Origin of the sequence: Halomonas zincidurans B6, from assembly GCF_000731955.1 — a bacterium.
In the GTDB taxonomy this organism is placed as follows: domain Bacteria; phylum Pseudomonadota; class Gammaproteobacteria; order Pseudomonadales; family Halomonadaceae; genus Modicisalibacter; species Modicisalibacter zincidurans.
This window is the reverse complement of record NZ_JNCK01000001.1, coordinates 3,516,396-3,531,079: the sequence shown is the minus strand read 5'-3', so window position 1 is coordinate 3,531,079 and position 14,684 is coordinate 3,516,396. Positions and strand designations below refer to the sequence as shown.

The following is a 14,684-nucleotide window of genomic DNA, read 5'->3' as shown; positions in this document are numbered from 1 at the left end:
GCGCATGGCGGCGGTACGGCACACGGTCTATATCGGCCTGGGCAGCAACCTTGCCGATCCCGTCAGGCAGGTCGAGCAGGCCTTCGATGAGCTGGATGGTCTGCCGCTCACTCGGCTAGCGGCGCGCTCGCCGCTGTATCGCAGCCGCCCCGTCGGCCCCCAGGACCAGCCCGATTTCGTCAACGCCGTGGCGCGTATCGTCACCCGCCTGTCGCCACTCGCCCTGCTCGATCAGCTGCAGGCCCTCGAACAGCGTCATCGCCGGGTGCGCCAGCGTCACTGGGGCCCCCGCACTCTGGACCTGGACCTGCTGCTGTTCGCCGACCGGCACTGGGCGTCAGCGCGCCTGACGCTGCCGCATCCGGCCCTGCTCGAGCGCGCCTTCGTCATGATCCCGCTGGCCGATATCGCTCCCGGGCTCGTGCTGGATGGCGCTTGCACGGCACAACGCGCCAGGAACTTCGCCGGCAGCGATCTCCAAGTGCTGACAGCGCCGGGCCACTGACTTCGCCAAAGTCGAGCTTCGCCAAAGTCGAGTTGCAGCGTGATTGTTACCATTCCACACTTTCGCCCTGCATGGTAACAACCTTCGCAATACACGCCAGTTCCGGGCATAGCCGCACGCCCGGAGCGCAATACGAGAACCGCACGCCATGAAAACCGTCACCGTGAGTACGCTGCAGGCGGCCAAGCGCGCCGGCGAACCGTTCAGTTGCCTGACCGCCTACGACGCTTCCTTCGCCCATGTCGCCAGTCAGGCCGGCATCGAAGTCCTGCTGGTCGGCGACTCGCTGGGCATGGTCCTGCAGGGCCACGCCAGCACCCTGCCGGTCACCCTCGCCGACATCTGTTATCACACCCGCTGCGTGGCGCGTAGCAAGGGTGCCAGCCTGCTGATGGTCGACCTGCCGTTCATGAGCAACTCGAGCCAGGAACGCCTGCTCCAGGATGCCGGCGAGTTGATGCGCGCCGGGGCCGAACTGATCAAGATCGAGGGCGAGGCGTGGATGGCCGACGGCGTCAGGGAGCTGACGCGGCGCGGCGTGCCGATCTGCGCCCATCTCGGGCTGACCCCGCAGACCGTCTATCAACTGGGCGGCTACAAGGTCCAGGGGCGCGACGCCGCGCAGGCCGAACGGCTGATCGCCGATGCCCGCGCGCTGGTCGATGCCGGCGCCTCGGCGATCCTGCTCGAGTGCGTGCCGGCGAGCCTCGGCCGGGCCATGCAGCAGGCCCTCGAGGTTCCCGTGATCGGCATCGGCGCCGGCGCCGACACCGACGGTCAGATACTCGTCATGCACGACATACTCGGCATCAGCCAAGGGCGCACGCCGCGTTTCGTGAAGAACTTCATGCGCGAGGCCGACTCGATCCAGGGCGCCTTCACGGCTTACCATGAAGCAGTCAAGACACGCCGCTTTCCGGCCGAGGAGCATTGCTTCTGATGCACACCGTGACCGACATCGCCACGCTGCGTGAAAGCCTCGCCGAAGCGCGCCGCCAAGGCCGGCGCATCGGCCTGGTGCCGACCATGGGCAACCTGCATGACGGCCACCTGGCATTGGTCGCCGCCGCCCGCGAGCGCGCCGACTACGTGGTGGCGAGCATTTTCGTCAACCCGCTGCAGTTCGGCGCCGGCGAGGACATCGCCAGCTATCCGCGCACCCTGGACGAGGACCGCGCACGGCTCGCCCGCGCCGGCTGCGACCTGCTGTTCGCGCCCGGCCACGAGACCCTCTACCCGCAGGGCACCACGGCACAGACCACGGTTCAGGTGCCCGAGGTCTCGGAGGGTCTGTGCGGCGCCAACCGGCCGGGGCATTTCAGCGGCGTGGCGACCGTGGTCAGCATGCTGTTCAACCTGTTCCAGCCCGACCTGGCCTGCTTCGGCAGCAAGGATTTCCAACAGCTCGCGGTGATCCGCAAGCTGGTCGCCGACCTGCACTTCCCGGTCGAGGTCGTCGGCGTGCCGATCGTGCGCGCCGAGGATGGCCTGGCGCTGTCGTCGCGCAACGGCTATCTCAGTGCCGAGCAACGGGCCCGAGCGCCGCGCCTGTATGCCACGCTATGCCAGGTTCGTGATGCGCTGGAGCGGGGCACCGCACGCGAAGAGGCCTTGCGTCAAGGGCTCGCCCGGCTAGCCGAGGACGGCTTCAAGCCCGATTACCTGGAGCTGCGCCGATACGACGACCTGGCTGCGGTCAGCGACGACACCCGCATGGCGGTGCTGCTCGGCGCCGCCCACCTGGGTCCGGCGCGACTGATCGACAATCTCGCGGTGACGCTGCCGCACTGAAACCGGCCGAACCCAGCTCTTGCCCAAGCCCTTTTAGCCGGCGGAGACGCCGCCGGCGCTTTCCGCCTGATTGTCGATTGTCGCCATGCGCCCGAGTCCCCTATGCTGAACAGGTAAACGTTCGCCTCGTATCAAGGAGTCTCCCATGCAAGACGTGGTCATTGTCGCGGCGCGCCGCACCGCTATCGGCACTTTCGGCGGCTCGCTCGCCGGCATTCCTGCCACCGAGCTTGGCGTCAAAGTGATTCAGGATATCCTGGCGAGTACCGGCGTCGCCCCGGAGCAGGTCGACGAAGTCCTGCTCGGCCAGGTGCTTACCGCCGGCTGCGGGCAGAACCCCGCCCGCCAGACATCGATCCGTGCCGGCCTGCCCGAAGGCGTGCCGGCGATGACCATCAACAAGGTCTGCGGCTCGGGTCTCAAGGCGTTACACCTGGCGACCCAGGCGATCCGCTGCGGCGATGCCGAGCTGATCCTCGCCGGCGGCCAGGAAAACATGTCCTTGGCGCCTCACCTGTTGCCGCATTCGCGCATCGGCCAGCGCATGGGCGACTGGAAGGCCATCGACTCGATGGTTCACGACGGCCTGTGGGACGCCTTCAACGATTATCACATGGGCATCACCGCCGAGAATCTCGCCGACAAGTACGGCATCACCCGCGAGCAGATGGACGACTTCGCCGCCCAGTCGCAGCGCAACGCCAGCGCCGCCATCGAGTCGGGACGCTTCGACAGCCAAATCGTGCCGATCGAGATTCCCCAGCGCAAGGGCGATCCGGTCACCTTCGCCGCCGACGAAGGGCCGCGCGCCGGCATCACCGCCGAGAAGCTCGGTGCCATGAAGCCCGCCTTCAAGAAGGATGGCAAGGTCACCGCCGGTAACGCTTCATCGATCAACGACGGCGCCGCGGTGACGATGATCTGCTCCGCCGACAAGGCCCGCGAGCTGGGCCTCGAACCGCTGGCCCACATCAAGGCCTATGCCAACGCCGGCGTCGATCCGGCGATCATGGGCCTCGGCCCGGCACCGGCAACGCGGCGCTGCCTGGAGAAGGCCGGCTGGACCATCGACGATCTCGACCTGGTCGAGGCCAACGAGGCGTTCGCCGCCCAGGCCATGGCGGTCAACAAGGAGCTCGGCTGGGACGTCAGCAAGATCAACGTCAACGGCGGCGCCATCGCCCTGGGCCACCCGATCGGCGCTTCGGGCTGTCGCGTGCTGGTGTCGCTGCTCCACGAGATGATCGCCCGCGATGCCAAGAAGGGCCTGGCGACACTGTGCATCGGTGGCGGCCAAGGGGTGGCGCTGGCCATCGAACGCTGACGCCGAAGCGGAGACTGCAGCAAAGCGACGCCAGCGGCTCGAGCCGCTGGCGTCGTCGTTTCCGGCGGATTCCTCGCTTGGTTCAGCCGGCGCCTTGAGCGAACAGCACCGCCAGCACGATCGGCATGACTACCAGACTGCCCAGGTTGCCGATCAGCACCAGCGAGGCCACCGTGTGCGGCTCTTGGCGATACTGCTCGGCCACCAGATAGTTGAGCACCGCCGGAGGCAGGGCCGCGAAGACCCATAGCGTCGCCGCCTGCAGGCCCGACAGGTCGAGCCAGGCGATCAACGGCCAGGCCAGCGCCAGACCGCTCGCCGGGCAGGCCACGGCGCCCAGCACGCCCATCCGCCAGTCGCTGAAGTCGACGTCGAGCATGCGCACCCCGAGCGCGAACAGCATCAGTGGAATGCTCACCCCGCCGAGCATGTCGAGCGCTTCGAGCAGCCAGCCGGGCAGGTGGAGGCCGCTCAGATTGACCGCCAGCCCAGCCAGGCTGGCAAGCACGATCGGCATACGCAACAGCCGCCACCAGGGGGTGCGCGGGTCGAGCATGTACAGCCCCAGCGAAAAATGCAGCAGCATCTCGACGACGAACACCACCACCGCCGCGGGCAGCGCAGCTTCGCCGAATGCCAGCACCAGCAGCGGTATGCCCATGTTGCCGGTGTTGTTGAACATCATCGGCGGCAGGAAGGTTCGCCGGTTGAGCTTGAGCAGCGTCGCCAACGGCCACAACAGCAATCCCGAACCGAGTACAATCAGCCCGGCGGCCAGCGCCAGGTTGGCGTACTCCGCAAGCGGCGCCTGGCGATCGGCCAGCACCGCAAACACCAGCATGGGCACGAACAGCTCCATGTTGAGCGTATTGAGGCTGCGAATGTCGGGGGTGCGAAAGCGCCCGTAGAGCGTTCCGCAGCCGGCAATCAGGAACACCGGCAGCAGGGTCGAGAGAATCTTGGCCAGCATGCATACGACTCGGCGATCAAAGAGTGGCAGCCTAGCATGCCGTGGCTTGCGCGGCTCGTTCGGGCACGTCACCATAACCCAAGCATCCTCTCGAGACAGCGACTTGAAGCACTGTCCTGAAGCGCGCTCGACGAGCGCCAACCGATTCTTACGATCACGATACCGAGATACCATGAGCAAGTTCTGGAGCCCGGAAGTTCGCGAGCTGACGCCGTACGTCCCCGGGGAGCAGCCGCGCCAGCGACTGGTCAAGCTCAACACCAACGAGAATCCCTATCCGCCGGCCCCTGGCGTGGAGCGCGCGCTGCGCGAATTTCCCGCCGCTCATCTGCGCCGCTACCCCGACCCCGAATCGTGGGCCCTGCGCGAGGCGCTGGCCCGCGAACACGGCGTCGACGTCGACCAGGTCTTCGTCGGCAACGGTTCCGACGAAGTCCTGGCACTGGCCTTTCAGGCCTTCTTCCGCCAGTCGCGACCGCTGCTGATGCCGGCCATCAGCTACAGCTTCTATCCTGTCTACTGCCGGCTCTACGACATCAGCTACCGCACGCTGGCGCTCGACGATCACTGGCAGGTGCCGCTCGATGCCCTGAGCGCCGACAGCGGCGGCGTGGTGTTCGCCAACCCCAACGCCCCCACCGGCCACGGCCACCCGCGCTCGGCCATCGCCCGACTGCTCGAACAGGTTAGCGAGCGTGTGGTGCTGGTCGACGAAGCCTATGTCGACTTCGGCGGCGAAAGTGCGGTTCCGCTGATCGACATCCATCCCAACCTGCTGGTGGTCGGCACCTTTTCCAAGTCGCGCAGCCTGGCCGGCTTGCGGCTGGGCTATGCGTTCGGTTCGCGCGAGTTGATCGAGGGCCTCGAGCGGGTCAAGGATTCCTTCAACTCCTACCCCATCGACAGCCTGGCCAGCGCCGCGGGGATTGCGGCGCTGGCCGATCGCGGGCATTTCGAGGCCTGCCGCGAACGGGTGATCGCCACCCGCGAGCGCACCCGCCGCCGGCTCGATGAACTGGGCTTCGAGGTGCTGCCGTCGCAGACCAACTTCCTGCTTGCCCGGCACCACGATCTCGATGCCGGCGAACTGTTCGGCGGGCTGCGCGAGCGCGGCATCCTGGTGCGCCATTTCAACAGCGAGGCGCTGCGCGACTTCCTGCGCATCAGCATCGGCACCGACGATGAGATGGACAGCCTGATCGAGGCGCTCGAGGCGATCTGCCGCTGAGCGCATCGCTCTGCACAAACGCGTACGCCTGAATGAAAAACGGCCCATCCGCTTGGCGGATGGGCCGTTCCGTTGTTTGGCCTTACGGCCAGGCCGGGTTGTCCCGGCCGGACTGATCCGTTACTCGGCCAGGCTCGCCTCGAAGGCTGCCTTCTCTTCGGCGGTGATCTCCTTGATCGACAGCTTCACGCGGTTGCGGTTGTCGATATCGAGCACCTTGACGATCACTTCGTCGCCTTCGTTCATGAAGTCGCGCACGTCATTGACCCGCTCGGGCACGATCTGCGAGATATGCACCAGCCCATCGGTGCCCGGCATGAAGTTGACGAACGCGCCGAAGTCGGCAATCCGCACCACCTTGCCCTGGTAGAGCTTGCCGATTTCCGCCTCGGCGGTGATTCCCAGCACGGTGTCGATGGCGCGCTTGGCGGCCGCCTTGTCCTCGGCGTAGATGCGCACGGTGCCGTCATCGTCGAGATCGATGGACGCGCCGGTGTCGTCGCAGATCTTGCGGATCGTCGCGCCGCCCTTGCCGATCACGTCGCGGATCTTGTCCGGCGAGATCTTGATGGTTGCCATCGACGGCGCGTTGACGGAGACCTCCTCGCGACTCTGCGCGATCACCCGGTTCATTTCGCCGAGGATATGCTGGCGGGCTTCGTGAGCCTGCTGCAGGGCGGTCTCCATGATCTCTTCGTTGATGCCCTCGATCTTGATGTCCATCTGCAGCGCGGTGACGCCTTCCGCCGAGCCGGCCACCTTGAAGTCCATGTCGCCGAGGTGGTCCTCGTCGCCGAGAATGTCGGTAAGCACGGCGAACTTGTCCCCGTCCTTGACTAGACCCATGGCGATGCCCGCCACCGGCGCCTTGAGCGGCACCCCGGCATCCATCAGCGCCAGCGACGAGCCGCACACCGAGGCCATCGAGCTCGAGCCGTTGGATTCGGTGATCTCGGACACCACGCGAATGGTGTAGGGAAACGCCTCGTCGCTCGGCAGCATCGCCTGGACGCCGCGCCGGGCGAGACGCCCATGACCGATCTCGCGCCGCTTGGGCCCGCCCATGAAGCCGGCTTCGCCGACGCTGTACGGCGGGAAATTGTAGTGCAGCAGGAAGCGATCCTTGCGCTCGCCTTCCAGCGACTCGATCAACTGGGCGTCGCGCAGCGTGCCCAGCGTGGCGATGACTATCGCCTGGGTCTCGCCGCGAGTGAACAGCGCCGAGCCGTGGGTGCGCGGCAGCACGCCGACCTCGATGTCCAGCGGGCGCACGGTCTTGTGGTTACGGCCGTCGATGCGCGGCTCGCCGTCGATCACCCGGCGGCGCACCACGCGCTTCTCGAGACTGGCGAAGGCGCCACCCACCTCGTCGGCATCAAACTGACCTTCACCATCGCCGGACAGCTGCTCCACCGCCTGACGCTTGAGTTCGCCGAGGGCATCCTGACGCGCCATCTTGTCGGTGATCCGGTAGGCTTCGCCGACCTGGCTCTCGAAGCCGCTGGCCAGCGCCTCCTTGAGTGCAGCGTTTTCCGTCGCCGGCTGCCAGTCCCACTTGGGCTTGCCGGCCTCGGCGACGAACTCGTTGATCGCGCTGATCGCCACCTGCATTTCCTGGTGACCGTAGAGCACCGCGCCGAGCATCTCGTCCTCGAGCAGTTCCTTGGCCTCGGATTCAACCATCAGCACGGCCTTGTCGGTACCGGCGACGACCATGTCCAGCTCGGAGACCGCCAGTTCCTCGACGCTGGGGTTGAGGAAGTAGCCGCGATCTTCGCTGAAGGCCACCCGTGCGGCGCCGATCGGCCCGCTGAACGGCACGCCGGAGATCGCCAGCGCCGCCGAGGTGCCGAGCATCGCGGCGATGTCCGGGTCCTGGTTACGATCGGCGGAGAGCACGGTGCAGACGACCTGGACTTCGTTCATGAAGCCCTTGGGAAACAGCGGGCGAATCGGCCGGTCGATCAGCCGCGAGGTCAGCGTTTCCTTCTCGGTCGGACGGCCTTCGCGCTTGAAGAAGCCACCGGGGATCTTGCCCACCGAGTAGGTCTTTTCCTGATAGAACACCGCCAGCGGGAAGAAGTCCTGCCCCGGCTTGATGTCCTTCCTGGCGACCACGGTGCACAGCACCACCGCGCCGTCCATGGTGACCTGCACGGCGCCGGTGGCCTGACGGGCGATGCGCCCGGTTTCGAGGGTGACGGTGCTCTGACCGTACTGGAATGTCTTTTTGACCGGATTCACGGTGACTTCCTTCAACTTGTCTGTTTCATGTTGGGGTCTTTTTGACTCGGCGACCATTTTAGGAGTTCACGGGGTCAAGGGCTACCGCACCCCCATAAAAGAACAAGCAACCCCGAGGGGTTGCTTGTTCATCATCATCCGCGGACAGGCCTTGCTTAGCGACGCAGGCCCAGACGCTGGATCAGCGACTGGTAGCGCCCCAGATCCTTGCGCTTGAGGTAGTCGAGCAGCTTGCGGCGCTGGTTGACCATGCGGATCAGGCCACGACGCGAGTGGTGGTCCTGCTTGTTGGTCTTGAAGTGCGACTGCAGGCCATCGATGTTGGCACTCAACAGCGCCACCTGAACCTCGGGGGAACCGGTGTCGTTGTCACCACGGCCGTATTCGTTGACGATCTCGGCCTTCTTTTCAGCGGTCAAAGCCATCTGTCTCTCCAGTAAGCAATATGCCTGAGCATTGAATGTCGGAGACCACGCATATTTGCAGTCTCCAGGGTCGCGCCACTTAAATCCCAGTGGCGAGAGCCGCCAGCCGCGGTCAGGCGGCGGCGACCAGGCGGCGCGGAGCGATCTCCCCTGCCGCCGTTACCGCGACCAGGCCCAGAAAGGCCGCATCGCGATAGAGTCTAACCAGGCTGTCGTTGGTCAGCCCGATGGTATCAACAGGCGCCCGCTGGCCATGAAGCACGCGCTGCGCGGTGGCGTCATCGACGTCCAGACGCGGCAGATGCGCAACCAGCACGTCCATCGGCAACAACGCTTGGTGCCCGCCATCCGTCAGCCCGGCCTCCAGGGTCGCGAAGTCGAACATGTCAGCGGCCTTAAAGGGCCCGGTCTTGAGCCGGCGCAGCGCACTGATATGCGCCCCGCAGCCCAGCGCCGTACCGATGTCCCCGGCCAGCGTACGAATGTAGGTGCCCTTGCTGCAGGCGACTTCCAACTCGAAGCCCGCCGGCTCGCGGCCGATCAGCCGCGTATCGTAAACCGTCACGCGGCGCGGCGCACGCGCAATCGTCTTGCCCTCGCGGGCCAGTTGATAAAGCGGCTTGCCTTGATGCTTGAGCGCCGAATGCATCGGCGGGATCTGCTCGATCTCGCCGCGGAAATCGCCCAGCACCCGTTCGATGTCGGCCGCCTCGAGTGCCGGTACCGGACGCCGCTCGATCACCTCGCCGTCGGCATCGCCGGTGTCGGTGATCTCGCCGAGTCGCACGTAGGTGCGGTAGACCTTGTCGGCCTCGAGCAGCTGCGACGAGAACTTGGTCGCCTCGCCGAAGCACACCGGCAACAGCCCGGTGGCCATCGGATCCAGCGTGCCGGTATGCCCCGCCTTCTGCGCCTGGTAAAGCCGGCGTACACGCTGCAGGGCATGGTTGCTGGACACGCCCCGGGGCTTGTCCAGCAACAGCACGCCATCGATCGGCAGGCCGCGGCGACGACGCGCCATCAGCGTTGGCCTTCCGGTTCGTCGCCCTCGGCCACATCGCCGTGACGCGCCCGGTCGGTCTCGACCGCCTCGTCGATCAGCGACGACAGCTTGTGTCCGCGAACCACGCTCTCATCGAAGTGAAAGCGCAGTTCCGGCACGTGGCGCAGCTTGATCCGGCGTGCGATCTGGCTGCGCAGAAACCCCCCGGCACGCTTGAGTACCGCGAGGTTCTCCTTGATCCGCTCAGGCTCGTCGTCGCCCAACAGGGTGACATAGACGTCGGCGTAGCCCAGGTCGCGGCTGACGGTCACGCCACTGACGGTGACCATGCCCAGCCGCGGGTCCTTGATCTCGCGCTGGATGAGCACCGCCAACTCCTGCTGGAGCTGGTCGGCCACCCGGTCGGTACGCTTGAACTCGCGCATCGGCTCACTCTCCTCGCTGCGTCATCGGCGTCGACATACCATTCGTCACAGGCTGCGCTCGACCTTGACCTGATCGAAGACCTCGATCTTGTCGCCGACCTGGACGTCGTTGTAGTTCTTGACGCCGATACCGCACTCCATGCCGTTGCGCACTTCGCTGACGTCGTCCTTGAAGCGGCGCAGCGATTCCAGCTCGCCCTCGTAGATGACCACGTTGTCGCGCAACACGCGGATCTTCTTGTGGCGATGGACGCTACCCTCGACGACCATGCAGCCGGCCACCGAGCCGATCTTGGGCGCGCGGAAGACGTCGCGGACCTCGGCGATACCGACGATCTCTTCCTTCCACTCCGGCGCCAGCATGCCGCTCATCGCCTGCTTGACTTCATCCACCAACTGGTAGATGACGCTGTAGTAGCGCAGGTCCAGCCCTTCGCGCTCGACGATCTCGCGCGCGGCGGCGTCGGCACGCACGTTGAAGCCGACCAGAATGGCGTCGGAGGCCAGCGCCAGGTTGGCATCGGTGCCGGTGATGCCGCCGACCCCGGAGGACACCACGGCGACTTCGACCTCGCCGGTGGAGAGCTCCTCGAGCGCCCCGCGGATCGCTTCCAGCGAGCCCTGCACGTCGACCTTGAGGACGATATTGACCTTGGCCACCTCGTCCTGGCCCATCTGCGAGAACATGTTCTCGAGCTTGGCCTTCTGCTGACGCGCCAGACGCACCTCGCGGTACTTGCCCTGACGGAAGTTGGCGACTTCGCGGGCCTTCTTGTCGTCGGCCAGGACCATGAAGTCCTCGCCGGCTTCGGGCGTGCCGTCCAGGCCCTGGATCTCCACCGGCATCGCCGGGCCGGCTTCGTCGACCTGCTTGCCGAGCTCGTTGGTCAGCGCGCGAACGCGGCCGTAGTGCAGGCCGGCCAGCACGATGTCGCCCTTCTTCAGGGTGCCGTTCTGGACCAGCACGGTGGCCACCGGGCCGCGCCCCTTGTCAAGCCGCGACTCGACCACCACGCCCTTGCCGGGCGCCGCGGGAACGGCCTTGAGCTCGAGCACCTCGGAGACCAGCAATACCGCCTCGAGCAGGGCATCGATGCCTTCGCCGGTCTTCGCCGAGACGTGCACGAACTGGGTATCGCCGCCCCACTCTTCGGAGATCACGCCGTGCTGGGACAGCTCGTTCTTGACCCGGTCGGGATCGGCGCCCTGCTTGTCGATCTTGTTGACCGCGACCACCAGCGGCACTTCGGCCGCCTTGGCGTGCTCGACCGCCTCGATGGTCTGCGGCATCACGCCGTCGTCGGCCGCGACCACCAGGATGACCACGTCGGTCGCCTGGGCGCCGCGGGCACGCATGGCGGTGAACGCCGCGTGGCCCGGGGTGTCGAGGAACGTCACGCCGCCGTGCTGATCCTCGACGTGGTAGGCGCCGATGTGCTGGGTGATGCCGCCGGCCTCGCCAGTGGCGACCTTGGTGCGCCGGATGAAGTCGAGCAGCGAGGTCTTGCCGTGGTCGACATGACCCATCACCGTGACCACCGGCGAACGCGTGATCTCCTCGCCCTCGTAGGAAATGCCCTCGAGGACTTCGGTCTCCAGCGCGTCGTCCTTGACCAGCTTGGGCTTGTGGCCCATCTCCTCGACGACGATCGCCGCGGTGTCCTGGTCGATGGTCTGGTTGATGGTCACCGCCGCGCCCATGGTGAACATGGCCTTGATGACTTCGTTGGCCTTGATCGCCATCTTGTCGGCCAGATCGGCGACGCTGATCGACTCGGGGATCGCCACCTCGCGCACGATCGGCTGGGTCGGACGCTGGAAGCTGTGCTTGCCACCGCCGCCGCTGTCGCGGCCGCCGCGCCGGCTACCACGCCGCTCGGCACGCTTGACCTTCTTGCCGCCACCGCGACGGCGCTCGGCGCGCTCCTCGCGATCTTCGTCACGACTGGTGTCGCGATCCTTCTTGGCGGCGGCCTTCTTGGGATTGGCGCGGCGGTTGTCGCTGCGCGGCTCCTTGGGCGGTGCCTCGACGATCGGCTCCGCAGGCGGCTCGCCAGCGGCAAGATCCTGCTCGGAGCGGATCTCGTCGGCGGCCGGCGCGGTAGTTTCCGCCTGGGCGCTGTTATCGGACGTTGCCGGGACCTCGACGCCCGACGCAGTGGCGCCCGACGCGGCGGCGCCCGAAACGTCCGGCTGAGCCTCGGCGGCCTTGGCCTGGGCCTCACGCTCCGCCTGTTCGCGCGCCTGAGAGGCATCGGCCATGTCGCCGACCAGCTGACGCGGGCCCTGTTCGGGGGCCTGCGCCGCCGGCTCCTCGGCTTCCTCGCGCTTGACGTAGGTACGCTTCTTGCGGACGGAAACCTCGATCGACTTGCCGCGACCGTCGCCCGAGCGAATGCGACTCTTGGTCTTGCGTGTCAGGGTGACGCGATTCTTCGGTACCTGGCCGCCGCCATGACTCTGAGTGAGGTGGTCGAGCAGGCGTTGCTTGTCCTCTTCGGACACCGCGTCGCCTTCCGCCTTGTGGGGAAGCCCGGCTTCCTGCATCTGTTCCAGCAGGCGGGGCGCCTCACGCCCCACCTTGGCTGCAAAATCCTTAACTGTCATCTCTGCCATTACGACCCTCCTGAGCCCGTGACCTAGTTACTCTTGACTCTCGAACCAGGGCGCACGGGCGGTCATGATCAGTGCCGCGGCGCGCTCTTCGTCTACATCCTCGATGTCCTTGAGGTCATCGACAGATTGTTCGGCAAGGTCTTCCATGGTGACGATGCCACGACTGGCCAGAGTGAAGGCCAGGTGACGATCCATGCCGTCCATCTCGAGGAGATCCTCGGCGGGCTGAGCGCCGTCGAGTGCCTCTTCGGAAGCGATTGCCAGGTTCAACAGCTCATCTTTTGCGCGTGCGCGCAACTCCTCTACCAGGTCCTCGTCGAATTCTTCGATCTCCAGCATTTCCTCGAGCGGTACGTAGGCGATCTCCTCGAGCGAAGTGAAGCCTTCGTCGACCAGTATCCGGGCCAGCTCATCATCGATCTCGAGATGATTGATGAAGTACTCGACCAGCGTGTCGACTTCCTGCTCGCGCTTGCCTTCAGCCTCGTCTTCGGTCATTACATTGAGCGCCCAGCCTGTCAGCTCGCTGGCCAGGCGAACGTTCTGCCCGCTGCGGCCGATGGCCTGGGCCAGATTGTCCTCGGCGACCGCCACGTCCATGGCGTGGGTATCCTCGTCGACGAGAATCGAGGCCACATCCGCCGGCGCCATGGCATTGATCACCAGTTGGGCCGGGTTGTCGTCCCAGAGGATGATATCCACGCGCTCGTTGCGCAGTTCGTTGGATACCGCCTGGACGCGGGAACCGCGCATCCCGACGCAGGCGCCGACCGGGTCGATGCGCTTGTCGTTGGTCTTGACCGCGATCTTGGCCCGCGACCCCGGGTCGCGAGCCGCGCCCTTGATCTCGATGAGCTGCTCGGCGATTTCCGGCACCTCGATCTTGAACAGTTCGATGATCAGCTCGGGACGCGTGCGGGTCAGGATCAGTTGCGAGCCGCGGGCTTCGGCGTCGACCTTCCACAACAGCGCGCGGACCCGCTCGTTGAGCCGGTAACGCTCGCCGGGAATCATCTCGCTGCGCGGCAGGAAGCCCTCGGCGTTGTCGCCCAGGTCGATGATCAGCCCATCGCGGGTAGTCTTCTTGACGATGCCGGCGATCAACTCACCTTCACGCTCGGCGTAGTGCCGCACGATCTCGGCACGCTCGGCCTCGCGAACCTTCTGCACGATGACCTGCTTGGCGGTCTGTGCCGCGATGCGCCCGAAGGCGGCGTTCTCGATGCGCTCCTCGACCACATCGCCGAGCGTCAACGGCGGGTCGCGCCTCTCGGCGTACGACTGCTTGATTTCGGCATCCGGATTCTCGAAGTCATCGTCCTCGACTACCGCCCAGCGACGAAACGTCTCGTAGTCGCCGGTGGCGCGATCGATCTGCACGCGTACGCTCGCTTCCTGACCTTCGAAACGCTTGCGTGATGCGCTGGCCAATGCCGCCTCGACCGCGCCGAAGATAACGTCGCGGGGTACACCCTTTTCGTTCGAGATCGCATCAACGACCAGCAGAATCTCTTTGCTCATGCCTTAAGCCTCGCCAGAAAACCAGTCCTCATGCACCGAACTGCGGCACGATCCGCGCCTGTTCAATGCCATCGATGGGAAAGCAGTACTCTTCGCCGTCCAGCTGCAGCAGCACCTCGTCATTCTCGACGCCCGCCAGCAACCCCTTGAACTTGCGACGCCCTTCGAACGGCGCCCGCAAGCGCAGGGATACCTGATACCCCTTGAAGCGCGCGAACTGCTCAAGATCAAACAAGGGGCGATCCATGCCGGGTGACGACACCTCGAGCTGATACTTGCCGGGAATTGGATCCTCGACATCGAGTACCCCGCTGATCTGACGACTGACGTCGGCACAGTGATCGACCGTGATGCCCACCGGGCTGTCGATGTACACCACCAGCCGGGACTGCTTGCCCTGGGGCAAAAGCTCGATCCCCCAGAGTTCAAAGCCCATGGCCGTGACCACCGGCTCGATGAGTGCGTTCAGCGCAGCGTGCTTGTTTGCCACAGACGAAGGCTCCTACAGCAGTTGCATCAGGCACCTGACCCAGGAGTAAAGAGGAAAGCTAGGTGGCTGATTGGCATTAGTGTCAACAACTCAGATGGCCAAAATCAGGCTGCTAACAAAAAGCCCCTTCATAGGAAGGGGC

General features: G+C 65.6%; 13 protein-coding genes. 5 read left to right on the top strand and 8 right to left on the bottom strand.

What is annotated here, in order from left to right; genetic code table 11:
• Positions 1–4 precede the first annotated feature (4 nt).
• From folK to HALZIN_RS0116490, 4 genes are all read left to right on the top strand, one after another.
• Complete coding sequence (gene folK, locus HALZIN_RS0116505) at positions 5–505, top strand: 2-amino-4-hydroxy-6-hydroxymethyldihydropteridine diphosphokinase (RefSeq protein ID WP_035575422.1); 501 nt, start codon at positions 5–7, stop codon at positions 503–505.
• A gap of 148 nt (positions 506–653) precedes the next feature.
• Complete coding sequence (panB, locus tag HALZIN_RS0116500) at positions 654–1,445, top strand: 3-methyl-2-oxobutanoate hydroxymethyltransferase (protein ID WP_031385277.1); 792 nt, start codon at positions 654–656, stop codon at positions 1,443–1,445.
• Positions 1,445–2,296, top strand: coding sequence for a pantoate--beta-alanine ligase (gene panC / locus HALZIN_RS0116495; RefSeq protein WP_031385276.1), 852 nt, complete (start codon positions 1,445–1,447; stop codon positions 2,294–2,296). The genes panB and panC overlap by 1 nt, the downstream gene beginning before the upstream one ends.
• A gap of 145 nt (positions 2,297–2,441) precedes the next feature.
• A complete protein-coding gene (locus tag HALZIN_RS0116490; protein WP_031385275.1) occupies positions 2,442–3,620 on the top strand; it encodes an acetyl-CoA C-acetyltransferase in 1,179 nt (392 codons plus the stop codon).
• Between the two features lie 82 nt (positions 3,621–3,702).
• Here the strand turns inward: HALZIN_RS0116490 and HALZIN_RS0116485 are convergent, their stop codons facing one another.
• The gene (locus HALZIN_RS0116485) at positions 3,703–4,590 is read right to left on the bottom strand and encodes an AEC family transporter (protein ID WP_031385274.1); all 888 of its coding nucleotides are present in this window, start codon (positions 4,588–4,590) and stop codon (positions 3,703–3,705) included.
• A 172-nt stretch (positions 4,591–4,762) separates the two neighbouring features.
• Here HALZIN_RS0116485 and hisC point away from each other — a divergent pair, with 172 nt between their 5' ends.
• Positions 4,763–5,818, top strand: coding sequence for a histidinol-phosphate transaminase (hisC, locus tag HALZIN_RS0116480; protein WP_031385273.1), 1,056 nt, complete (start codon positions 4,763–4,765; stop codon positions 5,816–5,818).
• 120 nt (positions 5,819–5,938) lie between these two features.
• Here the strand turns inward: hisC and pnp are convergent, their stop codons facing one another.
• The 7 genes from pnp to rimP all read right to left on the bottom strand — a co-directional run bounded on the left by pnp (position 5,939) and on the right by rimP (position 14,542).
• Positions 5,939–8,062, bottom strand: coding sequence for a polyribonucleotide nucleotidyltransferase (pnp, locus tag HALZIN_RS0116475; RefSeq protein ID WP_031385272.1), 2,124 nt, complete (start codon positions 8,060–8,062; stop codon positions 5,939–5,941).
• Between the two features lie 155 nt (positions 8,063–8,217).
• Complete coding sequence (rpsO, locus tag HALZIN_RS0116470; protein WP_031385271.1) at positions 8,218–8,487, bottom strand: 30S ribosomal protein S15; 270 nt, start codon at positions 8,485–8,487, stop codon at positions 8,218–8,220.
• Positions 8,488–8,599: 112 nt separating this feature from the next.
• Positions 8,600–9,508 (bottom strand): tRNA pseudouridine(55) synthase TruB, encoded by a 909-nt coding sequence (gene truB / locus HALZIN_RS0116465; RefSeq protein WP_031385270.1) that lies wholly within the window; start codon positions 9,506–9,508, stop codon positions 8,600–8,602.
• Positions 9,508–9,915: a 30S ribosome-binding factor RbfA gene (rbfA, locus tag HALZIN_RS0116460; RefSeq protein WP_031385269.1), complete on the bottom strand. Its 408-nt coding sequence runs from the start codon at positions 9,913–9,915 to the stop codon at positions 9,508–9,510. The genes truB and rbfA overlap by 1 nt, the downstream gene beginning before the upstream one ends.
• Before the next feature lie 45 nt (positions 9,916–9,960).
• On the bottom strand, positions 9,961–12,531 hold the full coding sequence (gene infB / locus HALZIN_RS0116455) for a translation initiation factor IF-2 (protein ID WP_031385268.1): 2,571 nt from the start codon (positions 12,529–12,531) through the stop codon (positions 9,961–9,963).
• Between the two features lie 27 nt (positions 12,532–12,558).
• Positions 12,559–14,052: a transcription termination factor NusA gene (nusA, locus tag HALZIN_RS0116450; RefSeq protein ID WP_031385267.1), complete on the bottom strand. Its 1,494-nt coding sequence runs from the start codon at positions 14,050–14,052 to the stop codon at positions 12,559–12,561.
• A 28-nt stretch (positions 14,053–14,080) separates the two neighbouring features.
• Positions 14,081–14,542, bottom strand: coding sequence for a ribosome maturation factor RimP (rimP, locus tag HALZIN_RS0116445; RefSeq protein ID WP_031385266.1), 462 nt, complete (start codon positions 14,540–14,542; stop codon positions 14,081–14,083).
• Positions 14,543–14,684: the final 142 nt, after the last annotated feature.